Genomic DNA, 24258 nt, shown 5'->3' with positions numbered 1-24258 from the left:
GTTTACACTCGTTTGCAGGTCGCTTGGTAAAAGAAAGGATCGTCGTGAGAGGCAATATCGAACTTAAGTTGCTCAATAATATAATCACCATTTAAGGCAGGATTAAACTGACTTTCAAGGCGTAACATGCCGCCCAATGACGACTCACTATCAATTAAATAAGTGACATCGACGCCCTTCTCAGTGGCTTTAGGAATACCGACCATACCCGATTTTTGGTTAAGAATACGCAAGCGGCCACTTAACGCTTTGTCCTGGTCTTTCACATACAGCATGTCATCGTCAATAAACGCTTTCACATTGCCCGCATCTTGCAGCCGTTCCACTTGTTTTAGTGCCGACCCACAAAAATACCAATTGGCAATATTTTTATCGGTGGCTTGAAAGTCCAATTTAACCCCGCAATCCTGTGCTATGTTCTTAGCCAGCTCGCTCATTTTACTTATGGCACTACCCGATGAAGAAACAATATCTCGCGCGTTTGTATTGTTGGTTTTTGCTTTTAAGGTCAGCGTTACATCCGGCGGTGAGGCGATTTCTGCGCTAACAATATCCCCGACATAAATGCGAAAAATACCGGTGCTAACACGACCGGCTTCGACAATTAAACGATGCGGTTTCTTCGCTTGGGTATAAGGGCTGGTTTCGGTCAGCAACATATTGCGTGTTGTCGCATTGAGCCCATCGATATTGACCGTGCATTCATTTTGCAGGGGATTGGCATATTTAGTGCCGTTGGCACGAATACGCAGTCCTTCATACCATTGCAGCCGACCATTAACTTCAATCCCTAATCGTATGCGGCGTAAATCAATCATCTTCACCCCACCACACCAAATACTGCGATTGACCAAATTGCACCCACCACGGATATTCATCATTTTCAGTGATAAAGGCAAAATTACCGTTACCCGATAAATAGCGGTAAGGGATCAACGGTTGATTGGGCATTATGCGGAGCCCTTGGAGCAAAGTGACATCATTGCGTTTGACGTCACAACACATTGTTGTTCGCGCCACTTTAACCGTCAGCTCCCACTCATCACCGCCAAGGCTCACGCGCAAACGTTGATTAGGTACGGCATTTAAAGGGATCTCTTGCATGGATTACCACCCTAACGTAAATTCACCGTCAGCAATTTTGGTTGCTGCCGATTTTTTCTTTTTCTCTGGCACCGTGGATGTTTGCACTTTTCCACGATTCACCGTGCTCGATTGCTCTTTTTTTGCCACCTTACGGGGCGGCAGGTCGCCATATTCTGGCTCAACCGTTCGCCACTCACTAAAGCGCAGCGAGAGTTTAATCGCATCGGCCATCTCTGGAATTTCATCGTGATAGAGATTCACCAGCAACATCGGTTGGTAGGTTTTCACCCGCGTTTGGATACCCACTAACTGATGTTTATCGTAGGCTTGCTGTAGGGTTTCAAAGGCACTTTTCATTTCGCCGGCTAAAATTAAATCCATGCCAATTTCAACGGGCTGAACCACCACATGATCACTGCGTGTTTCCCCCGACTCAACGGTAAACTGTGTCGCTTTGTGTTCGTCACGGACGTTAATTTGAATTGGATTGGCCATTTCAAATAACGTCGAAAAGTTATCGACATTGAAGATTTTCACCTCGGTGATCATTTGCTTACCCCCGAACTGGTTTGATGGGCTAAATCTTGTAGCTGGGATTGCAGCGCATCTTTCGTACCACTCGCCATGCCTTGCGCATCCGTCGCTTGGGTTTCCACTTTGATTTCACCAATCGACAAGTTAGTTTCATTGGTAGTATTGGATTGATTGCTAATAGCTTGGCTCGTCATCGAGTTGATTGGATTGTTCGACATGCCGTTAATTTGTTGGCTCAGTCCTTTTACTAACAACGCAGTATCTTCTTCAGATAACTTGGGCTGTTCGGGAATTTGGTGCTCTATCATGCCGTCGGTCGTGACTTTGCGTTCAACCGTTTGAGTCACTTGTGCATCCTCAAAACCAAACCACCCTTTGACAGTGCTCCAGCCATTTTTAATCGCGTCTAAGCCGTCATTAATCCAACCTAAATACTGTTTGATTTGCGCCCAAAGCCATTTAAAAATACCCACAACAGCATCAGAAACGGTATCAAAGACGCCTTCAAACTGTTTGCCCCACCCCGTTAGGTCATCAATAAACTCATTGAGCCATTTCCAAAATTGCTTACCTCCATCAACAATAAAGTTAAAAGCGGACACTGCCACATCGGCGACGACCTGAGACAAGGCAATGACAAAATCAAAGAAGGCTTTAAACGCATCCCACAACGCAATAATGACAGCTTTAAGTTCGGGGTATTCATCCAAAATACGCCCTATCATCGAATCATTGCCGTCAATAAAGTTCATGATATCGTCATAAACTAAGGCAAACGCCGCAGCCAGTAAGGCAATAACCGCGATGATCGCCAAGATAGGCCATGTTGCTGCTAAGGTCGCGGCTGCCGCCGATAACATAGCAGGCACATAAAACACCGCAATAGCCGAACCTATTGCAATAAAGAACCCTACAATGAGCGATTTGTTTTCTTTGCAAAAGCTCACAAAGCGGTTAATCCACTCTAACCCTTTGGTTAAAATCGGGATCACCATTTCTAAGAAGCTGTTTTTCAGTAAGCCTGATGATTGCTTAAAGCCTTGCATGGCTTTGTTGAATTTGATGGATTGTTCAATACTCTCTTTGTTGATGCCTGAGTATTCTTTTTGAATGCCCATCATGCGCTCGAGTTCTTTGCGCCCTTTCATCATCAGTTCGACGGTTTTATCATCTGTCACGCCCAACCCCGCAAGCGTGGCCTTGGCTTTGTCGAACTTCATCCCCTGTACTTTATCTGCGGTCTGAAGCACTTTCTCCATGGTATTTTTCGCAAAGCCAAATGATTTAGCCATGGCGGATAAATCCGCTTGCGCCGCATCACGCGTACCGCCCAGTTCAGCCATTGAACTCGCGAAAGCGTCCACATCGGCAGTCGCCACGTTGATTTTTTTACCCAGTTTATCGAGGGTTTCAATATCAGCCGAACGTGAAATTGACTCCCCCACCAAGGCAGTCGCCCCCATCAATAAGCCAACCGCCCCCAGTGCCTTTTTGGCAAACGACATGACCGTATTACCAGCTTGCTGGTATTTGATTTCGGTATTCTCAAGGGCTTTTTGCACGGATTGCTGTGCTTTAATTTCACTGGTCGCCGCTTCAATTCCCTTCACTTTCATCGTGTCCACAAGACGAATTAACTCGCTGTAATTACCTTGCAGTGCTTGAATAATGGCGTTGGACAGTTGCTTCGCGGTGATACCTTGGTGTTCGGCTAACGTGAGGTCGGTGACACCTTGATTAAGTTGAATAACATTTTGCTGTAGTGCCTGGTAATTTGCATCGAGTTCGCCCAAAACGCCCTGAGTGGATTGCCACCCCGTTTCGGATAACTGCCGTTGTTTATCAAGATGACTAATCGAGTCGGTGACAGCCCCTAACTGCGTTCTCATCTCATCCGTTTCGGCAGTCACATCACTTGCGTTAGTGACAAAATCAATCGAATGTTCAACCGATAAGCCTTGCATCGATTGGCGTAAGTCTGCCATCACACGTTCAATTTCTGCGGCACCATCGGCAGTGGTAGTCGGGATTTTTTGCAGCTCGTTAATATACTCACTGACCGAGCCTTTTACCTGTTCTAATGCGGTTTTTTGGTCACCCACCGATAACGAGCCGAGGTCATTTTTTAATTGGGTGATATCAGATTGCAGTGATTGCCCCCAATCCCCTAGCGCATCCCCCGCAAAGACCCAAGCAGCGTCTGCATTTTGCCGTTGCTCATCCAATGCGCTTAATGATGAGCTCACCGCATCTAGCCTATCCACGATGTGGCTTGTCTCAGCACTAACCTCGCTGGCATTGGTGGTGAACAAAATGGCATGTTCGGTCGACAGCCCCTGCAACGATTGCCAAAGCTCCGTCATGACATTCCCGATGGCCAGTGAACTTTGCTGAGCCGCTTGTTGGGTTTGTTTTATGCCGTCAATAATGTCATCGGTCGAACGTTGCACCTTTTTAAATGCCCCATCCGCTTGCCTTGTATCAAACTCAAAGACCTGCACAAAGGTATCCATTAATGACATTAGCGATCCTTTGAAGCCGCAAGGGCTTCGTTATAACGGTTAGTGATGGCAATTTCCCACAAGTCCATTGCCTCTTCTAAATCTATTGAGGTTTTGAGTTCGGTGAAGGTGGCGAGGCGTTCGCTGACGATGACGGCAAAGAAGCCATCAGCGTTTTTATAATCGACGGGAGTGAACCGCTTACCTTGCTGAGCAGGAAGTGGAGGAAACCTTGGCTCCCGTCGTTGCCGAAAAAACTGGTGTTGTATTTCAGCATTTCCAACTCTAAGCGGATCAATGATTCGCCATCGGGCACATGGTTATCAATCAAGGTTTGTGTTTTAAGGGGGATTTCTTCACCATCGATAGTGACGCACACATACGCCATCATTTTCAGCATAGCGTCTTTGCTAACCTCATAGTCACCAATTTTGGGCGCGTTGGATAACGGGTATTTGGCTAAGATTTCACGCCCGACTGTGGCGGGTAGGCGACTAATAATGAATAGTTTTTCAACGCCATCAACGTCTTTGATAGCGACTTCTTTAGGTTTAATCAACATGGTAAACACCAATAAAAAAGGCGGGAACCCCCGCCATCAAAAGAAATGAATTAACGGACGCGTGTACTATCAAAATCTTGAAACACAAAGGTATAGGCTTTGGATTTCAAACGCCCTGCCGAGGCGGCAGAATTGCCTCGACTGCCATTGGTAATTTTGCCGTTACGCGCCGTGACCGTTGAACCATCACCGTAAGAGGCGACAAAGGTAATGATATCCCCTGCGTGTCGACGCCCTTTTTTCGCGGTATTCGCTTCGAGCAAAATAGACAAATTTTGGTCTTCTTCGCTACCGGCTAATACGTTGATCGTGACGGTTTGTGGTGTTGGTGTAGACCAACTCACCAAGTTACCGTTAATATCCATGCCCGTTTGTGCAATATCGACAGCCGGTAAATCCAGTGGATCAGCATCGTCAGCAAAGGCGGTAATTAAAATCCCAGTGGGAAAGGTTTTGCTGGCTTGAATGGTAAAACTCAAGCCGGTTGCAGATACATCATGCATGTTCTACTCCTAGACTAAATTATGTGAGCCTTCGACTTTGCGAACCCAATCGCCTTTGCCGTAAATCAGCACGTATTTCATAACATACTCAGGCAAGTCGCTTTCACCCGTGTTTTCAACAATCTGCGCGTTATACCAATAGCCTTTATCCTGTACGTCATACCAAGCAAGGTCATCGCCAGACGCATCCGCAATAGCAAGCTTTTGCACGTCACTCAGCGTTTTACCGGCTAAAATCGTGCCGTTATTAATCGCTTTGGTGACCGCACCGGCAATGACCATCAACGCACGCGCTTCACCGTCTTTATTCGCGGGAACACCACGTGTGGCCAACAACACGTTAAACCATTGCTGAGCAATATAGGCTTTTAGCCATTGTTCATTAGCGTGCACGCTCATATCCAGTGGATTAGACGCACCACCGCACAAGAAGCCCCGTTGATAGAAACGGATTTGCGAGCCGGCTATCGCGGTTTCACCGTAATAGTTCACGCGAAGCTTATCGAATCGGTCAGCGGCTTTATCCGTGGTCACTTGCGCAGGGAACGTCACACCTAACTGACGAAACATGTAGTTTGTCGTGGCGTTGGTTCGGTCATAATCAGTCGCCGCCATAACGGCCATGGGTAAGGTTTGAATAAAATAGTTGGTATCCGTTTTGAGGTTTAACCCCACAGAAGCGGTTCCCATCAATGCTGCGCTAAAATCTTCAACCTGCTTTTCGCTCACGCTAATATGCAATTGGTATTTGACGTTCTCACCGGAAACATACTGCGCCAATGGCACCGCTTGCTCTAACGTCAGTTCATCCAAAAATGTCGCACTACCAAATGAATCGGAAACCTGCTCTGCTACCATAAACGCTTCCAGCGGCGTTTGTGCGGGGTTACCTTCCGATGCTGTACCGGAAGACAGCCCCATGGCATTCGCCAGCACCGAATATTCAACACTAATGGATGCGCGTTCTTGCACGCCGCCACTCAGCTCAAAGGCGCTATCGAGTGAATTAAACGTCAAATAGCTACTGGAAAATTGCGGTTCTCTTTCTGCATTGAGTTTTGCTTGAATGGTGGACGCAATATCCGCATAGGACTTCGCTTCGGACAAATCAATGTCTTTGTAGCTTTTAGTGACGGTACCAATCGTGACTGATAGCGTCCCATCCGCAATGATTTTTAAATCTGCTAATGCGGCGGCTTTTGTCCCAAATAGCGTAGGCGCTCGCCCGACGGGCTCAAAAGACGCAATTTGTAATTCCTTCGGCTTACTCACCGGTGCAGGGCTAACATAGCTAAAATATTGTCGTGCAAAGTGGGCCTCGGGAGAATCAACACCCAGCAAATCATCTATTTGACCACTGGCAAACTCTAAAACTTTACCTGCGGGAATTTTGGGGTTAGTGGAAAATAAGCGACCGGTTAATTTACGCATCGGAACAGCAGACGCGCCAATAACCGCCGATGCGATATCAACGTATCGAGTTTGTTTAATTGGCATAATAAAACCTTATATGCGGTGGATATCAGGATAGAGCGCGCTTATGGCCGCTGTATCAGGGAAGAGAGAGCGTTTAAACGTCACATTAAAATCAAACGAGGGGTTTTGTTCGTAGTCACCATAGTCGTTCACAAAGTAAGGCTGGCGAACAGATGTTGCCCGTTGTACACCAATACCTTGCTTTCTCAGCGTGGTCACAAAAGGCAATGAATTGACAACCATTCGAGCAATGGCGGTAATATCATTGGCGGTATATGGGCCTAATTGGGTAATGAATGCCTGAACTTGGTACGTTTTTTCCGATAATTGGTTTTCTTGGTGATTGGCATTGTTACCTTGGATATTGTAATTGCGACCTTGCCACCCATGCCCACTTTCATTGATGGAAAAGAACATCACCATATTGTCTTCACGCCCTTGCTTAGTGGATTGAAAACCGGCTTTCACGGGGATATCAATACCGACTTCGGTCAGCTGCCGTAATAGCTGTTTGCGGATCGCAATATCAACGTCATTATCCGTCATAGGCACCTACCTCGATACAAATCACCGATTTCCAGCCGTCCTGCTCGTACCAATCCGCATCCCCCATCACATCGTATTTCTTGCCATTAACAACAAGATAATCCGGTGAAGTACCACGCTGAATGCCTTTGATATCATGGGAGGTATAAAAACGGCGATAAACTTGGTTTGAATCAAAGCCCATTGATTGAGCATCTTGAGTATCGACGGCTTGCCAACTCCCCCGAATATCCACTGGCTCATGATATTGGTTTTGGTCATGCCCTCGCTCATCGGGCTCACGGTTTTTAAAGCGAAACCACTGGGTCGTTTGCTGAGGAATATAGCGAGAAGCGATACGGTGTAAATTTCCGAACATTACTTATCCTCCACGGTAAAACTGACGGCCTGTAACATCTGCCCTGTGTCGACTAAGGGCTTATCGGTGTATTTCCCTTTGCTGTGACGTCTTGCTCTAGCTTTTACCGTTGAATCATCCAAGGCAGGTGTGGTTACTGCTTTAATGGCCAGTTTCACATCCCCAGCCGCTTTTGCGCCGACTTGGGTTAGCCCATCGGTAACGGAAATATTGCCCGCGGCCGCCGCTTTGGCCACACGGAAAATTAACTGACCATACTCTGCTTTTTTGTCACTCATCGTCGGGCGAAAAAACGAACGGGGAGGAATGCCACCAGCGGGGTAACCCAACTCTTGAATGGCAGCAATATAGGCAATGGGCGTGCCATCGGGGTACTTCGAGTATTCAAAGAAACCCACTTTCAACTGTTTCTTGGCTAACTCATCATAGACTTTTTTCAACTGAGCTAATTTTGTCATTAACGTAACCGCCCCCCTCGTGTGAACCGGCCACCCACACCGCGAAAGGCTGAACGTTCACCTGCGCCACCAATATATTGCGGTACGCTACAGCGCTTAATGAGTGCTAAGAACTGTTGGCCATAGGTGGTCATTTTGAACCAGTGTGACCAATCAGAACCCGCAGGGGGCGCAGAGAATGACACGCTGACTTTATCGATAGTCACACTAGTCACAACACCGGTTGGGGATTCATCATCTGCAATCCACTTTCGCAGTGATAGCATATGAGCAACAACCAACATCCACAGTTCGTTAGTGCAAACGCCGCGACAAGGCGAAAAATAGTTCAGGGCAGATTGAGCAATAATATAAATGTCATCATCACTCACACCATTAAACGACGGATAGAGCACACGAAATGACGTTAGGGGAAATGTGCTCGCCTCCATCATTATTTACCCTTTTTGTTGGTTTTCGGGACTGCTTGTTTTTCTGCTTCCAAAGATTCCACGGTATCCGGCGCTGACTTATCGCTGGCTTCCATATTGGTGGCCACTTTTTCAGGGTCTTCTTTGCGGTTTTCAACGCTAATAAACCCGTTTTCTTTGTGTAACTGAAAAACGTGGTTATCTTTAAGCTGGGCGTATTGTTCGTCACTGATTTCCGTGACACGCCCACGCGGGGTATACATATGCTTGGTCATGATATTGGCTTGACCCGCAATAAACACTTTGCCATCGGTGACCGAGTAGTTTTGGTCATTCGATAGCGTGCAATAGACGTAGAGAGACATGGTTTTCTCCAATAAAAAAGCCCTCATTTGAGGGCGTAAAAAAGGAAGTGGTTAGGTTAGATGCCCGTTAGACGGGTGATCGCCCAAGGACGTGTGACAAAGACACCTGCTGTCGCGTTGGTCGCATCCTCTAAATACCCTTTAATTTGGGCTTGAGAGCCCAGTAATTGGTACTTAACGGGCACCACTTGTAGAATGGTCGCGCTGGTTGCAGTTGAGCCATCATCAATGGTATCCGCAAACATATACGCTACATCCGCACCACCATTCGCCCCGACAAATTCAGGTGAGAACACAAAGCGCAGGTTTGGATAGTTCTCTTTCACCCATTGATACACCGTTTCACCACGCGCCACAGGGTTAGCGACATTTAGCGTTGAACGGTAGCCCAACGGCAACGTCAATGTGATCGCGATATCGTCTTTGATAATCCCGCCTGAACTCATTTCAATGCGCGAGAACATATCGGTAATATCTTGGGTGATATCGGCAAACGTGCCGCCCTTCCATTTTTTCGATGCGGTTTCATAAGCCGGTAGATTCGGTTCATTCATCAAGCCAAATACACGTGTTTCAGGGCTATTAAACCCATAGTAACCAATCCGCTCACGCCCTTGTTCTAAAGATTCCGTCGCTGAATTACGTTTTTCCGCAGCGGCTTCAAACCCAGCTGCAGATTGGCGTGCTTCCTCTAACTTACCGACTTGAAAACCTTGTTCAAAACGCACGATACCGCGGCGTTCTTGGTCTTGAATGTAAGACGCTAACGGCACGTTGGTATGGTCGCCGTAAAGTTCAGCCTTACCGGTTGGTGTTGCAACGTTCAGAATGATTTCCTCATCGTGCCATTCACCCGCATTCAATACACCAGTGATTTCATCCAATACGCGAACGCGAGTTGCAGTACGAATCAGACCAGGGAGAACATGTTGCAACATTTCACGTTGAATTAACCCACCCTGCATGGCTGCACCTGTGATCGCGGAGTCCATCGACGCCAAGCCACCAAAACCAATTTGCTCAAGTTCCTGATACGTCCACTGTTGGTTAGGTTGGATATTAAGTTGGCCATGCTTGCGAATATCGCGGCCAGACATATAAAACTTTTGCTTGCTAACTGGCATTATTCACCTTCCTTTACTGCCGCTGGGTATGGGATTTCTGTTAAGCGAATAACGCTCAAATGCGGTGCGTCAGTTGATGACAGATGACGACTGACAAAGCCAATCACGCGCTCACCTGTACCTACCGTACCTTTAGCCGATAACGAACCGTCCGTTTCGCTGAACACGACGGGATCATTGATTTTGCCTTCGTCATCACTTAACTCGACATACACCTCCCCCATTGACAAAAACTCACCTTGAGTGCCGTTTTTCGCATACGGTACTTCAACACGATAGGATTTCGGGTTAATCATGATCCCCGCGAACGCCCCTTTACCGCCTACTTGCACAGACTCCACCGAATCATCTTTGTAGGTGTAGGCTCGACCGAAAATATTTTGTTTTTCATCCGTTGAGCTGAGAATGGCAGCAACGGCACGGATAGGCCCTGCATGACTGATTTCACCCACTACGCCAGACGTTAAGCCATGCGCCACTGATTTAGGAATTGCCATTATTTCGCACTCCACTTGTCTAAAATTGATTGGTTATTTACCGCGGAATCCATCGTCACTGTGGCTTTCTGTGAATCTGGCACACGCCCTTGCATCCACGCATCTAGCGCAATGGCTTCATTGCCCTTACCACACTGGATACCCAGCTTATCAACGCCATACTCCGCCACTTGCTGCTTGGTCATGGTTGCATGGTCAAACACGCCAATGAATGGGGTCAACTTATGGGCTAATGAATCGCGTTCGCCGATTTGCTTTAACAGCACGCCAGTATCCATCGTGGGTTTTGATGCTTCTAAACGCTTAATCTTGCGCTTTAAAGATGCAATCTCATCCATTGTGCCGATGCCGTTTTTTAAGCGTTTGAGTCGGCGATTTAAGCTATCCGTGGTCGCTTGGTCGAGATGCTCCTTGGCTTCTTCGATAGCTTCAACGGCAGTCTCAATCGCAACTTCGGCAGCTTCTACGGCTTCAGGTGTACCGTTTGTGGCTTCTTCCGCTGCAACTTCGGCAGCTGTCACGGCTTCTTCCGCTTTTTGCTCTTCTTCGGGATTAGTATCAGTGGATTTCTTTTCTTCTTCCAGATTCTCATCGGCTGAAGACTGAGTTTGTGCAATCACCTCTGCAATAATGCTTTTCAGCGCAGTGACTTGCTCCGCTGTAAACGCACCTTCATCAGCGGTTTGCTTCTCTTTGTTTTCTTCTTCGTTCATGCGAATAAGTTCCTTTGTGTCGATAGTGATAACGAGGTGATCTTGCACAGCGACGTCAGGGCCGGTTCGCCCTTCATCGACTAATGCGAGGTGATTGCCACGTAGGTGACGCTGAATAACGTCATAGTGTTGGCCTTCATAAATGCCAGAGGTGAATTCATATTTACTGCGATAACCGGGTGAAAGGTCGATTTTGCCGCTGTCGATATTGCTAAGCGCCACATCTGAAAAGATTTTGATATTGGCTCTAAGATACGGCGGGTCAAAATACACGTTCTCACCAATCACCCCTTGGATGCCTTTTTTCTCCGCTGGGGTCGCATGCTTGCCTAACATTTCATGTTCAATGATGAACGGGGTGAGTTTGAAAGAGTTAATCGTGGCTTCGCTAGCAAGTTCCTCCGGTGGGCGTAACACGCGATAGATTTTGTCTGGCTCCGGCGCACCAATTTCCGCCCCTAAATAATCAAAAACCCCAACTTTAGAGATGGGGTTGTCTTTTACTTCGAGCCAGCCGTTGTTGTCATAGGTTCGTTTTGTCATGTCTCCTCACCGCTTTCTATTCCACTGAAATCGATAACGGGCGTCCAAAAGCATTTACAGTTAGGTAATTGCCCCGGCAATCCACGCTCACCTGTTTTTGGGTCAATAATCGGCGGGTTATCTAAATCAAATACTTCACCATCCAGCTGTAGATGCCATTCTCTAGGTTCAGCGCTTCCACCAGAGTGATGCCAAATAGCCTTACGAATTCCCGCTGATTTCATGCGCTCACAGTTTGCCGCAGTCGTGATTTTTCGCGTTTGGTCAACGGCGATAAAATTCGCTCGGCTTTCTGTGACGCTGCCAGTGTGCCTGATTTCATCTAATAAGGTTTTCGCACCCTCGCCCCCTTGGGAAATAGAGCGCAGGGCAGCACTTTCGATACGCTGGTGAAATTGGCTAGGAATGGATTTAATCAGGGAAACATTTTCAGCCGTGGCGGCTATCATTCGGTCTTTTAACGCTTCAGGCATCGCTGGTGTTTTAATTGTGATGCCGCCTGAAAGCTGCTTGAGGGAATCGTCTAAATTACGTTGTGCGCCAATATCCACTTGGGAAACAAACTTATCTGCCATGGCACTAGACTGCGTCGTAAAGATTTTATCCCACTTGCGTTTTAACCGGTTGAGCCAAATACGCGTTTGACTCGCGATACTGGCATCCATCGTGGCGCCGTCAAAATCCTCCTTCAATTCACTAAATACGTTTTCATAGTCTTTAATCATTGAGCTGATTAACCGTGACATGTCACGTTGATAACGGCTAGATGGCGCTGCTGAATACTGCAGGGGTTTGCCCTTCAATACCGCTTGGCGGGAGGTTGCCCATTTCGCCTTTTTCGTTCGGACTCGTATTCGTCTCGACATAATCGCCCTCGTTTACATCAATGCCGTAATAGCTCGACTCTTTATCAGCCGCCAGTTTTTTACGGATATCTAACCCATCAATGGCACCTGTCGCCGCTAGAGCTGCATCCGTCTGAGCTGATTTCAACTCAATATCGGCGCTCTCGGCAGCTGTTGGGCTATCGAGTGGCGCCCACGTGACCGATATTTCAGTCAGTGGTAGCTCTTCGCTGCGCATCAACATGTCGTAATGACGCTGCAAAAGTTCTTCTAAGTCGTTTGATTGGACGCTTTCTAGCTCTTCACGGTAGTTCGATTCTTCATACTCACCCGTCGCATTAAAGCCCTTTGGCGTGGTACCGAGTAACTTAGTGGCGGGTACATTTGCTGCCGCAGCCACCAGCTGGTATTGCGTCATAATGGTGGCGTCTAAATCCGCTAACGAGGTGTCGAACTGCTGTGCAACGTCCTCTTTCCCCATCACCTGCACGCCATAGTTATCGCGCATCTCCATAAAATAAAGCATGTTTTCCTGAATGGTGTTCTTATCCGCTCCTTCAGGATCAGCCATACCAATTGTTAATAACCGTTTGGTCATCGCCAGTTGTGGCGCTTCATTGGCGGTACGTTCGGAAGCATAAACACGCTCATAGATGCGCTCTGGTACCGAAACACCAAAGTAGTTATAAAGCGGCTTAAGTACATTAGGCACGGGGAATGGCACAAATTTAATAAAGTGCGACTTATGGTATTTTCGACCGCCAATGATGTAATACGTTGGGTCGTAAAAATCCATGCTGGCAGGGTCTTGAATATTGGAGTCGGTTAAATCAGGCGTTACCCATTGTGGGTCAATTTGCTTGATCCCCTTGTACATCCCTTTGGACACACCATCGAGATTAAACGGATTTTCATACCACTCTTTCGGGTTTGAGGTTTCCACCACAAACAACGCTAATCGACCACCATACACTCGCCCAAAGTGAATAAGTTCTTTCAAATGATGCTGTATGCGGTACTTTTTATCGCGCTTGCGTAGCTTCTTGCTGATAGCACTGTCATCGTCATTATCGCAATCAATATCATACCCTTGGCGAATAGCATCACGAGCAGGCATATTACAGGCCTTATCCACCAGCCAATGTTTCGCAATGATGGCGCACATGTTGTTACCAATAAACATTTGTGAGGCATACCAAGCCGCTTGCGATTCAGGCACACCATAAACTTGTTCGCCTTTGAATGAAGGAACGGAAGTATCAATACTGTCCATCCCCACACCGTTAATCATCGGCTGCGGTAGAACTAACCCGTTAAATCCCTTCTCTTTTGCTAATGCAGGATACAAATCTGTGGTAAACGCTGACCGCTTCGGCGGTGCAATCTGTTCTGCAATTTTTCGCCTTTTAAACGGCCACATAGAATTACCTCTTGGTTGTAAAGAAACCGCCTTTTTTCTTCTGGTATAAATCACGCAGTGCCTGCGTCATCGCATCCACTGTGTCGTCATGGCCAGCGAATGGGAACGTGGTAATTTCCTCCACGGTTTCCACTATCCACGGCGCAATGTCTTTGTGTGGTAGCCACACATTGCCCGCCTCCCATTCCGCGGTGCAGGCATGAGCACGTGCGATTTTGCTACCATCGGGCTCGACGGGGATTAAGCCTGATACTGTAGATTTTAGGGAGTCGATAACTGCCGGGCCATTGGCTTTGTCTTCCACCAGCTTACGGCGCCCTTCAGGGAATTTTTCCGCAAGTAGCTTCACGGCATCCTTCGTTTGAGTAAAGCTCATGCGCTTTCGGATTTGATAGAGTAAATAGGCATTGGCATCTTTCTTACCCCAAACCTGCCCCACTACATAGTCGGTACCGTCGCTGTCTTTAAAGGTCATATCCCAACTATGAATAACCTTGTCGAATTTATCAGGTAGGTCTTTAGGTAAGTAATAGCGGACAAACTCTTCGTGGAAGATTTGACCATCCCCCGGCTTCGGTGACTGTTGATACATGGCAGACCAGAAGTAATCACCCAGTATTGCTTTGGTTTCCAACAGCTTATCGATAGGGTGAAGTTCAGGTACCAGCGCTTCCCCTTGCTCATTAATGGCAGGGAATGCGAGCACCTTGGTTTCAGGGGCTTTTTCTTTTAATTGGCCAGATAAATCGTCGGTCGCCCACCGCGTGGCCATGATGATTTCACCACTATTTTTTGATAAGCGGGTCTTAAAGGTCGAAACGTACCAGTTCCAAATCGATTTTTTAACCGTCGGGCTAAGCGCTTCTTTCGCGTTCTTTATCGGGTCATCAATAATACCTAGATCGACTTTTTTACCCGTTAATGGGCCACCCACACCCGCACACACATAGCTGCCTTTGTGATTGGCAATGCCGAACTCATCAGAGTTACGTTTAACAGCGATGCCATTCTCGGGCTTGTTACCTAACCAGCTCTTTGGAAATAACACACGATATTCAGCCGACATCATAATTCGCTGAACATCGGTGTTCATATCACCGGCTAAGTCTGAGGAATACGACAACGCCCCAACTCGCATGTTCGGGTATTTACCAAAGAAGTAGGCTGGAAGATAACGCGAAACAATATCAGACTTACCATGCTGAGGCGGTGCGCCTAATATTAACTTAGGACGCTTACCTGCCATCATATCAACCAAGAATTGGTCGAGCGCATCACACACCGTTTGAGAAAAATGGCTTGTGATGTATTCAGGGTTTATGTACTGAATGAATTCATGCAAGCTACGGCGCGCTATCTCCCTTTCGAGCTCTTCATCAAATAAGTTGAAATCGATGTTCATAGTCACACCTAAAATGGAATAAATAGCCCTTTCACCTCAAAATGACAGTGAAATAGAAAGTGCGTTTTTGATAACAAATTAGCAACAAATAAAAAGTCCAAATTCAAAGAGAAGATTTAGGCTTTTGTCGGTTTAGGGTGACATTTTAATTGAGTTAAAAAGTCGCAGGGCATGTAAGGGTCATTATGTTAAATAATGTCAATTTTTCGATTTTTTTCTCAATTGCATGAGCTGTTCAAAACTAAGGTGGCTTAGGTCAATTCCTGTCGACTGAATAGGCCCACCATCAGCACCGGTTATCTCAGTCTTGTTCTTAACCATCCCTAAATGCTGTGCAACCATTTTAAGTGCGTCATCTTGATTACGAGTGATCACCTCGACACCAAACTTACCCTCTTTCACACCAGCGAATAAGCGACGAGCAGCGCCAGTTAAATCACGCGTATCATGAAAATGTGCACGGCCAATACCTGCGCCATTACATCGAGGGCAATCAGGGTTAGGGTCTAATGTGTCATCGTAACCGTAGCCTCCCACATCTTGCGGAGGTTGTTTATTTGCCACCGTGGCTTTTTTCACAGCATCTTCATATTCGACCGCATCACGCCACTGATAATTGAAACCAAAACCCCAACAATGACGACAACACAATCGGCGATATTCAGTTAGTTCATTAACGTCTGCGGTCGCAATATCCCACCACATTTTCAATACGGCATCTTGGGTGATTTGAGTTCTGCGTTCCCTATCCGCTAATGCGTCTGTAATTGCGCGATTGACCTTAGCATTTCTGTACATCCGACTGGCACCAACATAAGCAGTATTACCTTCGCCATTTCCACCGGCTCTCTTATAAGCTGCCGTCCTATTTAAATCGACAAGATACTCATTGACGAATCTGAACTGCATATCGTTAAGCCCGTAGTTGCGCAGGTTAAACGCACTTTCATCATTGTGCGCATTATCTTGTTCACTACTCTGCGCAGTTGGTGTTGCGCTATTACATATAGGCTCTTTTGCGCATTCTTTATCGTGCGCAGTGCGCAATTTCTTTTGCGCAGTTTTTTGCGCAGCTGGCCTTTTAATATATCGTCGCGCAGTTGCGTAATTTAGTCCCTGGTCTTCACACCACTCTTTAGGGGATATTCCTGATTTAGCATGTTCGGTGAGGAACAGTTGCTGTAGCGTCCCCCAATCCGGTTTAGCCATCGTCTTTATCTCCTTAGCCGATTAGAAAGTCTACTTGTAGGAATAAACTTTCTGATTAGCTATTTCCCTCAAATAAAAAACCCGCTCTAGGCGGGTTATTGCGAATTCTTTTTTATTTTGTTTCTGGAGTAGCATCTCTCATTGATTTAGGAATTTCTTTTTCACCATATTCTTCAGCTATGGCAATTATTTCCTTATATGGGCGAGCATACGGACCAACTACAACAGTAATATTTTTCCTTTCTGCCTCTTCAGGCGTTAACTTCATAGCTTCGACTGTCATTATCAAAGCTACTTTCAAAGCCGCACCTGTCCATGGTAAATATTTAATTTCGTCCCCTTCACTACCTGCCATAGCAGCCTCCCTAAACACTACCCACTTACTAAATTCTACCCTACAAAAAAGACTGATGCCTTGCCTAACCAGTTTGGTATGGCTATTGATGTTAATAACAAGAGAAAACCAACTACTAAGTATTGGAAAACATAAAGCATACGGATAAATAGCTCTTTTAATATCATAGAGTGTACCCTTTATTACTAATGTGATTAATTACCAAAAAAGTATTAACACCTAAAATATAGCAGCTCATTTTCATTTGTCAGGTATCTCTAACCATACCAATCCCATACAGATATCATGGATTAATATTGCAGCTCTATACAGATAAAAATGGTAATCAAATTGTTCTGCTATAATTAAAAGTGATCTTTTGTAACTTATAACTTCACACTAAAAGGAAGAAAATATGTTGAAAAAAATCAGTTTCCTCATCTGCTCATTAGCGGTTGCTTTCACATTAACTGCCTGCAACACCACTAAAGGTGTTGGTGAAGACATAGAGGCCGGAGGAGAGGCAATACAAAGAGCAGCCCAGTAAAAATCCTACTCTCTTACTAACATACTAGAGGATAAGTTTATTTTGTCCTTCTAGTATTTTCTTAAGCTTTTAACGAGGCTCATATTCGTATTTTCTTTTCCGTATTTGCTTACACTTAATTCATATGAAAACTTTTTAAACCATCTATGCTGATAGTGTGTTCAAACTATTGCTTCATTTTATTTTGCCCCTGAACAGGGGCTTTTCTTTGTTGTTACTTTGTATTTTCCAGATTCCCCTTATAAAAAAACTCGTATGAGGCTGGCTATTATTTATTATTATTTTCTATCATTTACTATACCTACTCTCATTTTTAATATTGATGATAGTGTCTTCATTGAATAAAGTTGTGACTCAAATAATCCTTTTTCGCTGTCTGGTAGCTTATTAAACGCTCTACTACGTATAAATTTGACTAAATATCTAATTCTTACATCTAAGAGTGCTGAATCATTTAGTAATTGTTGACTTCTGTTTTTCATACTACTTTCGTATAACCAATTACACTAATTATAAGTACTTAAAGAGTAGATATGAATCCAGATATTTCAAATTATTAACTACTGGTCATACCAGATTAAAGACTGATGAGAGACTTATTCAATATCTGGCTACTAAAAAGCCCCCAAATGGAGGCTCATTGTTCACTTAATCGACTATCAATTTAAAATACTTAGAAATAATTTTGCATACTTTGAAATACCGACTATGTTTAAAGAGATATTCAATTGTATAACGCAACATCTTTTAGCCTACCGCTGTGTAGGCTTTTTTTATTTGATCACCTGTCGTTGCTGTTCAATTTCCCGTATTGCTTTCTTGGCTATCTCTAAATAGGCATCTTTAATCAACTCAGAGTAAGTCACTGTAAACACTCCGTTCTAATATAATCTTGCAGCCCTAATACCATTCGTGTTAATTCTGCAATTCGCTCTCTGAGTAACCAATAATTTCGGATAGCGGAGTCAGTAGGTCGGGGGGTGATTGCATCATCCATGCCGGAGGCGGTAGTGCCTTCGGCTTTTTTACAACTGGCTTTGATGTACACCCGCTCAGGATTGCGCTCAGCAGCAATACGCAACTTATCAATTTGAATTTTTGCATTAGCTAATTCCTGAGTATGTTTTGTATCGAGTTCATAAAGAGATTGGACACGTTCTTGGTAATCTTCATTAATTTTGACTTGCTCTGTCAGTTCAACGAGCAACTCGGCATTTTTTGCGTTTAGCTCACCTATCCTTTCGTGTTGTTTCCACATTCCCCATATGGCCACCCACGCAGCGATAAATAACAATGCTCTGACTTTATTCATGGCGGTTACCATAGAGAAGATTAAAAATTAACTTGCCGGCCTTTGTAGTGATCGATAGCTTTCTGGCAGCGCTTTTCTAAACTGACCTTATCAATGTCGCATGTGTTATCTGTCAAACGGTAAGCGCCAAAAGCAATAATTGATATCGCGAGTAGCATAAAGCAAATTACAACTACTACAGGTTTCCATGACATATGGCCGCCTCCGCTTCTCTGCGATTAACAAGTCCACGCCATACCTTGCCACCAGCGTAAACCCATTTTTTAAATTCTTCACAAGCACCATATTGATCACCTGCATTTAGCTTTTTAAGCATTGTCGACTTAGCGAACGCGCCGGTACCAACGTTAAAAGCAAATGAATAAAGAGCGGCTTTTGTATGTTCATCAACAGGAACTTTAACTAGGCGATCTACCTGAAGTTTGGTTCTCATAAAATCCAGTTCTAACAGCTCGTTGCATTCTTCTTTTGAATAAACTTTATTCGGAACAATGTCTTTTCCTGTATGCCCATAGCAAACGGTTAATACCCCGCCCACATCTTCATAAGGCTCATATCTAACACCTTCAAAATGTGCAATCACTGTTAAAGCGATAGCCGAAGCCCCTGCGCTAACAAGCACAGTTAGTTTTTGTTTGAGTGACATTAGATATCCTTAGGTGCTTTCGCCATAAGTTCGGCGGCTTTTCGTGCAGTAGCTGAGGGGTTTAGATGATCGGTTTTATTAACAAGTTCTTCAAATAAACGTGTTCGCTTTCGTTGCTCTCGTCGATTCATAAAAAAGGTAGCGAGACCTAAAAGGATGCTAAACGCCATCCCGATAATAAAGCCCCACTCATAAAGCGATAAGCTAGCAAAAAATGCTGTAAGCCCAGCACTACCGTAGGCTGCGTTGCTATATTTATCCATACGCATGATTTCACCCCCTACGGAGTGCCTAATATTAATTTCAAAAATAAAATATAATCATTGACTTTTCAATCCAGCAACCTAACAATGTCAATACACGGTTGATGTATGAATTTATAAATATCCTAAAAGGAGAAAGCGGCATGTCACCACAAGACCTTTTCTTTATTAATGGCTCCATTCGAAACTTTAAAATTGCATTATTTCAATTAGTAAGCGACTTTGGACCAAACTATGAAGCCAATTTCATCATTACCTATGATGAAATAAAGAATGCTACTGGTAGGTCCAGACTAGCCACAGTGGTTCTAGAAGAGTATGTTGGATATCTAAGTAACCATGGATTTTCAGTAAATAGTGATGGTTCTTCAACGCTATACCTTTCAACCTCAGCAGGTAGGGTTGTACTATCAGGGAATGAATCCGTCGAACTAGCAACTTCTATTCGTACATTTAGAACTAGAGCTGCTATGAATGGTCATGTAGATGACATGTAACCCATAAAGGTAACGGCAATTTTCACTTGGTTTAGAAAACAAAAAACCCAGCGCATTGGCTGGGTTAGTTAGTCACAGTTACTAAAACGGCAACTTACCTTGAAATAGTGGCTCATTGGATCAAAGAAGTCAACACGTTCTTACTATTACTTTTCTTTTTCCACTCATTATCGCGTATTATAAATGCATTATAGAGATGTGGATAAATTAAATACTCGGCAGAACGAATGATTTCTTTTACCTCACGGCGACATGTGGCCATCGAGGGCTTTCGATATTCAAGCGTGCGATTTCTGCGAACCATCTGGCGTGGCTGTGCAATGCCATAATAATAACGAGCAATGGCACGGTCAGAGCTCACAAAGGCATAACGTAATAACAATAACGTGAATGCAATTCGGTCTATATGATAAATTTTATCGACCACCTTGGTGATTAACATTCCATCGTCGTCATTACACATTTCCCTTTCTGGATAATCACGTTTTTCTACCGTTGCCATAAATTCAGCGATGATACTGCTTTGGCGTTTATCTAATCTACCACTGTAAACCCAAGCACCGAATTTGGATAGCCAGCCTTGTAACCAAGCTTCTTGCTCTTCATCGAGCACAAGTCCATCAGAAATACTTTTTATACTCGACATGCGCGCAGCTCCATGACTTCTCTTTTGGTTTGCTCAAGTAGTTCGGTTTCGGTACCGTGAATTTTTTGCCATGTTTTAGGCGCTGCATGAAAACCAGTATCATAAGCAGGTCTGTGATGAGGCGGACATAATGGCAAGACATCTCTATGACTAGCTCTCTGTGCCATTCCCTGCCCCGTTCTTACATGATGGATTTCCGCGGGGCTTGCTCCATACCCCATATTACGGCAGCAAATGCAGCCAAGTTCTGCTACATCCGATAGCCACTGTTTATCTTCTTTAGCCTTTGATTTTTTGGTCATTGGTCTTGCCTCTAGGTAAAATCTAATAACTGAGCCGCCGCATTTTCAGCAGCTTCTTGAGTGGGGAATTTACGAAATAAAATGAAGTTCCAAAGCACATCGAGGGTTGATTTGTAGAGTTCGCCAAAGGCTAGGTCATCCATTTTGGCAAAGCTGATTGATTTGGCTACACGGCGTAGACTACCGTCTGGCATTTCAAAGGTTTCATAATGGCCAGATTGCTCTACCACCCAATAGCGGAAAGCATCAAAGGATTTGGTTGCTGAGATATTGTGAGCACGTTTCTGTGCTATCTCATCGAGATAAACATCAGCAGCGGATTGGAGAGCATCGTCGTTATCGGTGTAGTAAGCGAGGAATTTAACGTAACCGCGAACCAGCTCTTTTTCTTCAGGTGAAATGGTACCGCCAATTGGTTCCCAGTATTCATATCCGAGGTTAAGTAATGCGAAGTACTTGCGATGAAATCGTGGATTGCGAGCTTTCTTGAAATCAGCCGAAAGCACATCACCACACTTGATTTTGGAATGTAAAAAATCCCTTGCCGCTGGATTAGCCGGTACAAGAGTGTCGTTAGACATTTTGATAAAGCTATGCTGTGCCATACGTTTCTCTCAGTAGACACAGCAAGAGTTAAGATTGGGTGTTCAAGCCAGTTCTTATTGTATAAGAATATTGATATAATTACTATATTAGGCTAACTAACAACATATAAAACTTGAGAACATCATGGCTAGAAAACCAATAGACCAAAATACATTTAAATATAAAAAAAACGATTTAGAATCAGCGTTTGCTTTAGCTATTAAAAATATAATTAATTTTGGTGATACTGATATTTTTCCTTATCCATATGAAACAAGAATGTTTGATGATTTGTTTGAACAGATTTTAGTAGCCTTAAAGGAAACACATAAGAATTTTTCTGAACATATCAATGAATGCCCACCTATAAATATAAGCACATGCTCTACAGTTGGGTACAATGGGTACAGGTGGGCAACTCAGATTGATCCATATTGGAATGCATATTTTTTAGGAATAATTTTATCCATAGCATCTGAGATTGAAGAAAATAGGGTCGACGAAAATTGTGTTTATTCATATAGATTCGCCCCTGACTTTACTTCAGGCTCTTTATTTTGTAAAAAAATCACGTGGCGAAAATTTCAAGAAGATAGCTTAGAGCTTGCTAAATCAGACGACAATATTAATTATATAGTAACTTGTGATATAGCAGATTTCTATACTAGAATTTATCACCATAGACTAGAAAACGCGCTTGATAGAATAGACCCACATAAAAATATATCTTCAAAAATCAAAAAAATGATGCAAATATTCTCTGGTACAAATTCTTATGGATTACCTGTCGGAGGTCCAGCCTCAAGAATATTAGCAGAGCTAGCATTAGATAGTTTAGATCATTTACTATTAATTAACAGTATTAAATTCAAAAGATATGTTGATGACTTTATTATATTTTGTAACACTAAGGAAGATGCTCATTCGATATTAACTTTACTTAGTAAAAAATTAATGGAAAATGAGGGGTTAACTTTACAAAAGCATAAAACAAACATTTTATCTAAAGATGAATTTATATCTCTAACTCAATCTAAACTACTTGGTAGTTCTGACGATATCGGTTCTCCAGTTAAAGCTAAATTCATGAGTTTACCTATTAGATATGACCCATACTCGCAAAACGCTAATGAGCAGTATGAGGAAATTAAAGAATCATTAAAAGAATTTGATTTACTTGGAATGCTAAGTGACGAACTTCAAAAATCAAAGATAAACCAACCATTTACAAAGCAGCTTGTTAAATCTTTAAGTATGACATCAGATAAAGTTTTATCTGATGCATTTAAGGTAATGTTCAATAGCATAAATGAATTATATCCTATATTTAATACTATTATTCAAGTAGCCATATCTAGTTGGCAACGCTTCGATTTGGAAACTAAAAATATTATCAATGCAAAAATAATAGAGCTAATAAATAGTGATTCATTTATATTAAAGATTGAGTTAAATCTCTCCTTTATAATAAAATTACTTTCAAAAGAAAATACTGTAGAAAATCAAATAATATTAATAGATTTATACAAATCAAACAGTGATAGTATATTAATCAATCTATTAATAACTCAAGCAATGGCCAAGTGGAATATTTTTTACTGGTTATCAGAATTAAGAAGAAATTTTCCAACCATGTCTTCGTGGCAAAGAAGATTATTTATTGTTTCTTCATATTTACTTGGCGATGAGGGAAAACACTGGCAAGAACATAATAAAGAAAAATTTAGTTTTATAGATAAGCTATATAAGTCTTGGGGAGCTAAACGTAAATCAGATAAAAATCTAGGGGATGCATTATGATTTCGGAGGTTACATTCTCTAAAAAATTCACTTCATTCTGGAATGAAGTTTTACCTAACGCCAAAAACTACGTTAGACTAATCAATGGAGGATTATTAAAAGCAGAGTATAGTCCTTTTCCTCTAACACCAAGAAAGCAAAATATAGCATTAATTAATACTTTATCATTTTATATGCTAAGAGAGTTAATTAACCAAAAAACAAAATTCGATTTATTATCAACCCCTTCATTTCTAAAAGGAAATGAATTTAAATTGATAATGGAAAATTCATTAGAGTATTTATCAAATTTCAGCTATGGAAAAGATTTCTTATTACCGTTAAACAATGATGAATTAACACAAGTAAATAGATTGTTTAAACTAATGTATAACCATTTCATAAAAGAAACAAAATCAATATGCATAGATCCATGCTTTGATGGGTGTGGCTTTATCAACCCATCTTATGGTGATTTAATTCATAACGATACACTGACTGAAATAAAATCTGGAGAAAGAAAATTTAGCTTAACTGATATACGGCAGATAGTAATATACTTAACATTAAATCATTATTCAAATATTCCTTATAAAATTGAAAGAATAGAACTATTCAATCCCAGAATGGGAATTTCTTTTTCAGAAGACGTTGAGAGCTTCTGTTTGAATATAAGTGCACTAAGTTGTACAGAATTATATTCAGAAATTCAAAAATATGTAACTGATAATAATTTCATTGAAGAATATGCTTTTTAAGTTATATCAATGAATGTGTAGATTTAATACATTGTGG

Annotated in this window: 31 protein-coding genes; 4 read left to right on the top strand and 27 right to left on the bottom strand. The window is 43.3% G+C overall.

The genetic code is table 11. The features are described 5' to 3' along the window. Window positions 1-2: 2 nt before the first annotated feature. The 20 genes from AB6N04_RS03820 to AB6N04_RS03725 all read right to left on the bottom strand — a co-directional run bounded on the left by AB6N04_RS03820 (window position 3) and on the right by AB6N04_RS03725 (window position 16907). Complete coding sequence (locus AB6N04_RS03820) at window positions 3-818, bottom strand: hypothetical protein (RefSeq protein WP_369310606.1); 816 nt, start codon at window positions 816-818, stop codon at window positions 3-5. Further along, window positions 811-1104, bottom strand: a complete 294-nt coding sequence (locus tag AB6N04_RS03815; protein ID WP_369310604.1) for a hypothetical protein — start codon at window positions 1102-1104, stop codon at window positions 811-813. Before AB6N04_RS03815 ends, AB6N04_RS03820 begins: the two co-directional genes overlap by 8 nt. Before the next feature lie 3 nt (window positions 1105-1107). Next, complete coding sequence (locus AB6N04_RS03810) at window positions 1108-1635, bottom strand: phage baseplate protein (protein ID WP_369310602.1); 528 nt, start codon at window positions 1633-1635, stop codon at window positions 1108-1110. Next, window positions 1632-4142: a hypothetical protein gene (locus AB6N04_RS03805; protein ID WP_369310600.1), complete on the bottom strand. Its 2511-nt coding sequence runs from the start codon at window positions 4140-4142 to the stop codon at window positions 1632-1634. The genes AB6N04_RS03810 and AB6N04_RS03805 overlap by 4 nt, the downstream gene beginning before the upstream one ends. Window positions 4143-4224: 82 nt before the next feature. After that, window positions 4225-4683, bottom strand: coding sequence for a hypothetical protein (locus AB6N04_RS03800; protein ID WP_369310598.1), 459 nt, complete (start codon window positions 4681-4683; stop codon window positions 4225-4227). A gap of 50 nt (window positions 4684-4733) precedes the next feature. Then, window positions 4734-5186, bottom strand: coding sequence for a hypothetical protein (locus AB6N04_RS03795; RefSeq protein ID WP_096863412.1), 453 nt, complete (start codon window positions 5184-5186; stop codon window positions 4734-4736). Between the two features lie 9 nt (window positions 5187-5195). Then, on the bottom strand, window positions 5196-6683 hold the full coding sequence (locus AB6N04_RS03790) for a DUF3383 domain-containing protein (protein WP_369310596.1): 1488 nt from the start codon (window positions 6681-6683) through the stop codon (window positions 5196-5198). Between the two features lie 9 nt (window positions 6684-6692). Then, window positions 6693-7208, bottom strand: coding sequence for a hypothetical protein (locus tag AB6N04_RS03785; protein ID WP_369310595.1), 516 nt, complete (start codon window positions 7206-7208; stop codon window positions 6693-6695). Next, the gene (locus AB6N04_RS03780; RefSeq protein WP_369310593.1) at window positions 7198-7566 is read right to left on the bottom strand and encodes a hypothetical protein; all 369 of its coding nucleotides are present in this window, start codon (window positions 7564-7566) and stop codon (window positions 7198-7200) included. Before AB6N04_RS03780 ends, AB6N04_RS03785 begins: the two co-directional genes overlap by 11 nt. Further along, window positions 7566-8024 carry a hypothetical protein gene (locus AB6N04_RS03775; RefSeq protein ID WP_369310592.1) on the bottom strand — a complete coding sequence of 153 codons (459 nt, stop codon included), beginning with the start codon at window positions 8022-8024 and terminating at the stop codon, window positions 7566-7568. Before AB6N04_RS03775 ends, AB6N04_RS03780 begins: the two co-directional genes overlap by 1 nt. Next, the gene (locus AB6N04_RS03770; RefSeq protein WP_080972721.1) at window positions 8024-8455 is read right to left on the bottom strand and encodes a DUF4054 domain-containing protein; all 432 of its coding nucleotides are present in this window, start codon (window positions 8453-8455) and stop codon (window positions 8024-8026) included. Before AB6N04_RS03770 ends, AB6N04_RS03775 begins: the two co-directional genes overlap by 1 nt. A gap of 2 nt (window positions 8456-8457) precedes the next feature. Next, entirely contained in the window at window positions 8458-8799 is a 342-nt protein-coding gene (locus tag AB6N04_RS03765; protein ID WP_105881054.1) for a hypothetical protein, read from the bottom strand. 56 nt (window positions 8800-8855) lie between these two features. After that, window positions 8856-9923 (bottom strand): major capsid family protein, encoded by a 1068-nt coding sequence (locus AB6N04_RS03760; RefSeq protein ID WP_272578624.1) that lies wholly within the window; start codon window positions 9921-9923, stop codon window positions 8856-8858. After that, on the bottom strand, window positions 9923-10420 hold the full coding sequence (locus tag AB6N04_RS03755) for a hypothetical protein (RefSeq protein WP_369310590.1): 498 nt from the start codon (window positions 10418-10420) through the stop codon (window positions 9923-9925). Before AB6N04_RS03755 ends, AB6N04_RS03760 begins: the two co-directional genes overlap by 1 nt. Next, window positions 10420-11676: a DUF2213 domain-containing protein gene (locus AB6N04_RS03750; protein WP_369310588.1), complete on the bottom strand. Its 1257-nt coding sequence runs from the start codon at window positions 11674-11676 to the stop codon at window positions 10420-10422. Before AB6N04_RS03750 ends, AB6N04_RS03755 begins: the two co-directional genes overlap by 1 nt. After that, window positions 11673-12401, bottom strand: a complete 729-nt coding sequence (locus AB6N04_RS03745; RefSeq protein WP_369311954.1) for a phage minor head protein — start codon at window positions 12399-12401, stop codon at window positions 11673-11675. The genes AB6N04_RS03750 and AB6N04_RS03745 overlap by 4 nt, the downstream gene beginning before the upstream one ends. 37 nt (window positions 12402-12438) lie before the next feature. Beyond that, the gene (locus AB6N04_RS03740; RefSeq protein WP_369310587.1) at window positions 12439-13941 is read right to left on the bottom strand and encodes a DUF1073 domain-containing protein; all 1503 of its coding nucleotides are present in this window, start codon (window positions 13939-13941) and stop codon (window positions 12439-12441) included. 4 nt (window positions 13942-13945) lie between these two features. After that, window positions 13946-15343 carry a phage terminase large subunit gene (terL, locus tag AB6N04_RS03735; RefSeq protein WP_369310585.1) on the bottom strand — a complete coding sequence of 466 codons (1398 nt, stop codon included), beginning with the start codon at window positions 15341-15343 and terminating at the stop codon, window positions 13946-13948. Window positions 15344-15541: 198 nt separating this feature from the next. After that, window positions 15542-16552 (bottom strand): terminase small subunit, encoded by a 1011-nt coding sequence (locus AB6N04_RS03730; protein ID WP_369310584.1) that lies wholly within the window; start codon window positions 16550-16552, stop codon window positions 15542-15544. Between the two features lie 112 nt (window positions 16553-16664). Next, window positions 16665-16907, bottom strand: coding sequence for a hypothetical protein (locus AB6N04_RS03725; protein WP_369310582.1), 243 nt, complete (start codon window positions 16905-16907; stop codon window positions 16665-16667). A 394-nt stretch (window positions 16908-17301) separates the two neighbouring features. Between AB6N04_RS03725 and AB6N04_RS03720 the strand changes: the two genes are divergently transcribed. Next, entirely contained in the window at window positions 17302-17433 is a 132-nt protein-coding gene (locus AB6N04_RS03720; protein WP_048607741.1) for an entericidin A/B family lipoprotein, read from the top strand. Window positions 17434-18295: 862 nt separating this feature from the next. Here the strand turns inward: AB6N04_RS03720 and AB6N04_RS03715 are convergent. Genes AB6N04_RS03715 through AB6N04_RS03700 form a run of 4 tightly spaced genes read right to left on the bottom strand, consistent with a single transcriptional unit; the run spans window position 18296 to window position 19660 of the window. Beyond that, on the bottom strand, window positions 18296-18745 hold the full coding sequence (locus AB6N04_RS03715; RefSeq protein WP_369310581.1) for a lysis protein: 450 nt from the start codon (window positions 18743-18745) through the stop codon (window positions 18296-18298). 20 nt (window positions 18746-18765) lie between these two features. Next, window positions 18766-18939 carry a hypothetical protein gene (locus AB6N04_RS03710; protein WP_369310580.1) on the bottom strand — a complete coding sequence of 58 codons (174 nt, stop codon included), beginning with the start codon at window positions 18937-18939 and terminating at the stop codon, window positions 18766-18768. After that, window positions 18921-19391: a lysozyme gene (locus tag AB6N04_RS03705; protein ID WP_369310579.1), complete on the bottom strand. Its 471-nt coding sequence runs from the start codon at window positions 19389-19391 to the stop codon at window positions 18921-18923. The genes AB6N04_RS03710 and AB6N04_RS03705 overlap by 19 nt, the downstream gene beginning before the upstream one ends. Beyond that, a complete protein-coding gene (locus AB6N04_RS03700) occupies window positions 19391-19660 on the bottom strand; it encodes an HP1 family phage holin (protein WP_369310578.1) in 270 nt (89 codons plus the stop codon). Before AB6N04_RS03700 ends, AB6N04_RS03705 begins: the two co-directional genes overlap by 1 nt. 137 nt (window positions 19661-19797) lie before the next feature. Here AB6N04_RS03700 and AB6N04_RS03695 point away from each other — a divergent pair, with 137 nt between their 5' ends. Next, the gene (locus tag AB6N04_RS03695) at window positions 19798-20151 is read left to right on the top strand and encodes a hypothetical protein (protein ID WP_272579231.1); all 354 of its coding nucleotides are present in this window, start codon (window positions 19798-19800) and stop codon (window positions 20149-20151) included. A gap of 112 nt (window positions 20152-20263) precedes the next feature. Here the strand turns inward: AB6N04_RS03695 and AB6N04_RS03690 are convergent, their stop codons facing one another. From AB6N04_RS03690 to AB6N04_RS03680, 3 genes are read right to left on the bottom strand one after another with little or no spacing between them, the layout of a single operon-like run. Next, window positions 20264-20797, bottom strand: coding sequence for an antiterminator Q family protein (locus tag AB6N04_RS03690; protein ID WP_369310576.1), 534 nt, complete (start codon window positions 20795-20797; stop codon window positions 20264-20266). Beyond that, the gene (locus AB6N04_RS03685; RefSeq protein ID WP_369310575.1) at window positions 20785-21099 is read right to left on the bottom strand and encodes a Ref family recombination enhancement nuclease; all 315 of its coding nucleotides are present in this window, start codon (window positions 21097-21099) and stop codon (window positions 20785-20787) included. Before AB6N04_RS03685 ends, AB6N04_RS03690 begins: the two co-directional genes overlap by 13 nt. A gap of 11 nt (window positions 21100-21110) precedes the next feature. Further along, entirely contained in the window at window positions 21111-21704 is a 594-nt protein-coding gene (locus tag AB6N04_RS03680) for a DUF1367 family protein (RefSeq protein ID WP_369310574.1), read from the bottom strand. 124 nt (window positions 21705-21828) lie between these two features. Between AB6N04_RS03680 and AB6N04_RS03675 the strand changes: the two genes are divergently transcribed. Both AB6N04_RS03675 and AB6N04_RS03670 read left to right on the top strand, forming a co-directional pair. Continuing rightward, window positions 21829-23484: an RNA-directed DNA polymerase gene (locus tag AB6N04_RS03675; RefSeq protein ID WP_369310573.1), complete on the top strand. Its 1656-nt coding sequence runs from the start codon at window positions 21829-21831 to the stop codon at window positions 23482-23484. Further along, complete coding sequence (locus tag AB6N04_RS03670) at window positions 23481-24221, top strand: hypothetical protein (protein WP_369310571.1); 741 nt, start codon at window positions 23481-23483, stop codon at window positions 24219-24221. The genes AB6N04_RS03675 and AB6N04_RS03670 overlap by 4 nt, the downstream gene beginning before the upstream one ends. The last annotated feature ends 37 nt before the right edge of the window (window positions 24222-24258 follow it).

The organism is Providencia rettgeri (genome assembly GCF_041075285.1).
Taxonomy (GTDB): Bacteria; Pseudomonadota; Gammaproteobacteria; order Enterobacterales; family Enterobacteriaceae; genus Providencia; species Providencia rettgeri_G.
The sequence above is the reverse complement of the archived record's forward strand: the minus strand, read 5'-3'. Positions and strand labels throughout refer to the sequence as shown.

Coding starts and splice junctions, on each gene's coding strand:
- AB6N04_RS03770 (WP_080972721.1), bottom strand. CDS start 8,455: ATGGAGGCGAGCACATTTCCCCTAACGTCATTTCGTGTGCTCTATCCG.
- AB6N04_RS03795 (WP_096863412.1), bottom strand. CDS start 5,186: ATGCATGATGTATCTGCAACCGGCTTGAGTTTTACCATTCAAGCCAGC.
- AB6N04_RS03715 (WP_369310581.1), bottom strand. CDS start 18,745: ATGAATAAAGTCAGAGCATTGTTATTTATCGCTGCGTGGGTGGCCATA.
- AB6N04_RS03810 (WP_369310602.1), bottom strand. CDS start 1,635: ATGATCACCGAGGTGAAAATCTTCAATGTCGATAACTTTTCGACGTTA.
- AB6N04_RS03800 (WP_369310598.1), bottom strand. CDS start 4,683: ATGTTGATTAAACCTAAAGAAGTCGCTATCAAAGACGTTGATGGCGTT.
- AB6N04_RS03725 (WP_369310582.1), bottom strand. CDS start 16,907: ATGGCAGGTAGTGAAGGGGACGAAATTAAATATTTACCATGGACAGGT.
- AB6N04_RS03805 (WP_369310600.1), bottom strand. CDS start 4,142: ATGTCATTAATGGATACCTTTGTGCAGGTCTTTGAGTTTGATACAAGG.
- AB6N04_RS03710 (WP_369310580.1), bottom strand. CDS start 18,939: ATGTCATGGAAACCTGTAGTAGTTGTAATTTGCTTTATGCTACTCGCG.
- terL (WP_369310585.1), bottom strand. CDS start 15,343: ATGAACATCGATTTCAACTTATTTGATGAAGAGCTCGAAAGGGAGATA.
- AB6N04_RS03695 (WP_272579231.1), top strand. CDS start 19,798: ATGTCACCACAAGACCTTTTCTTTATTAATGGCTCCATTCGAAACTTT.
- AB6N04_RS03690 (WP_369310576.1), bottom strand. CDS start 20,797: ATGTCGAGTATAAAAAGTATTTCTGATGGACTTGTGCTCGATGAAGAG.
- AB6N04_RS03730 (WP_369310584.1), bottom strand. CDS start 16,552: ATGGCTAAACCGGATTGGGGGACGCTACAGCAACTGTTCCTCACCGAA.
- AB6N04_RS03705 (WP_369310579.1), bottom strand. CDS start 19,391: ATGTCACTCAAACAAAAACTAACTGTGCTTGTTAGCGCAGGGGCTTCG.
- AB6N04_RS03820 (WP_369310606.1), bottom strand. CDS start 818: ATGATTGATTTACGCCGCATACGATTAGGGATTGAAGTTAATGGTCGG.
- AB6N04_RS03740 (WP_369310587.1), bottom strand. CDS start 13,941: ATGTGGCCGTTTAAAAGGCGAAAAATTGCAGAACAGATTGCACCGCCG.
- AB6N04_RS03765 (WP_105881054.1), bottom strand. CDS start 8,799: ATGTCTCTCTACGTCTATTGCACGCTATCGAATGACCAAAACTACTCG.
- AB6N04_RS03815 (WP_369310604.1), bottom strand. CDS start 1,104: ATGCAAGAGATCCCTTTAAATGCCGTACCTAATCAACGTTTGCGCGTG.
- AB6N04_RS03775 (WP_369310592.1), bottom strand. CDS start 8,024: ATGACAAAATTAGCTCAGTTGAAAAAAGTCTATGATGAGTTAGCCAAG.
- AB6N04_RS03700 (WP_369310578.1), bottom strand. CDS start 19,660: ATGCGTATGGATAAATATAGCAACGCAGCCTACGGTAGTGCTGGGCTT.
- AB6N04_RS03755 (WP_369310590.1), bottom strand. CDS start 10,420: ATGGCAATTCCTAAATCAGTGGCGCATGGCTTAACGTCTGGCGTAGTG.
- AB6N04_RS03745 (WP_369311954.1), bottom strand. CDS start 12,401: ATGATTAAAGACTATGAAAACGTATTTAGTGAATTGAAGGAGGATTTT.
- AB6N04_RS03760 (WP_272578624.1), bottom strand. CDS start 9,923: ATGCCAGTTAGCAAGCAAAAGTTTTATATGTCTGGCCGCGATATTCGC.
- AB6N04_RS03680 (WP_369310574.1), bottom strand. CDS start 21,704: ATGGCACAGCATAGCTTTATCAAAATGTCTAACGACACTCTTGTACCG.
- AB6N04_RS03685 (WP_369310575.1), bottom strand. CDS start 21,099: ATGACCAAAAAATCAAAGGCTAAAGAAGATAAACAGTGGCTATCGGAT.
- AB6N04_RS03790 (WP_369310596.1), bottom strand. CDS start 6,683: ATGCCAATTAAACAAACTCGATACGTTGATATCGCATCGGCGGTTATT.
- AB6N04_RS03675 (WP_369310573.1), top strand. CDS start 21,829: ATGGCTAGAAAACCAATAGACCAAAATACATTTAAATATAAAAAAAAC.
- AB6N04_RS03780 (WP_369310593.1), bottom strand. CDS start 7,566: ATGTTCGGAAATTTACACCGTATCGCTTCTCGCTATATTCCTCAGCAA.
- AB6N04_RS03670 (WP_369310571.1), top strand. CDS start 23,481: ATGATTTCGGAGGTTACATTCTCTAAAAAATTCACTTCATTCTGGAAT.
- AB6N04_RS03750 (WP_369310588.1), bottom strand. CDS start 11,676: ATGACAAAACGAACCTATGACAACAACGGCTGGCTCGAAGTAAAAGAC.
- AB6N04_RS03720 (WP_048607741.1), top strand. CDS start 17,302: ATGTTGAAAAAAATCAGTTTCCTCATCTGCTCATTAGCGGTTGCTTTC.
- AB6N04_RS03785 (WP_369310595.1), bottom strand. CDS start 7,208: ATGACGGATAATGACGTTGATATTGCGATCCGCAAACAGCTATTACGG.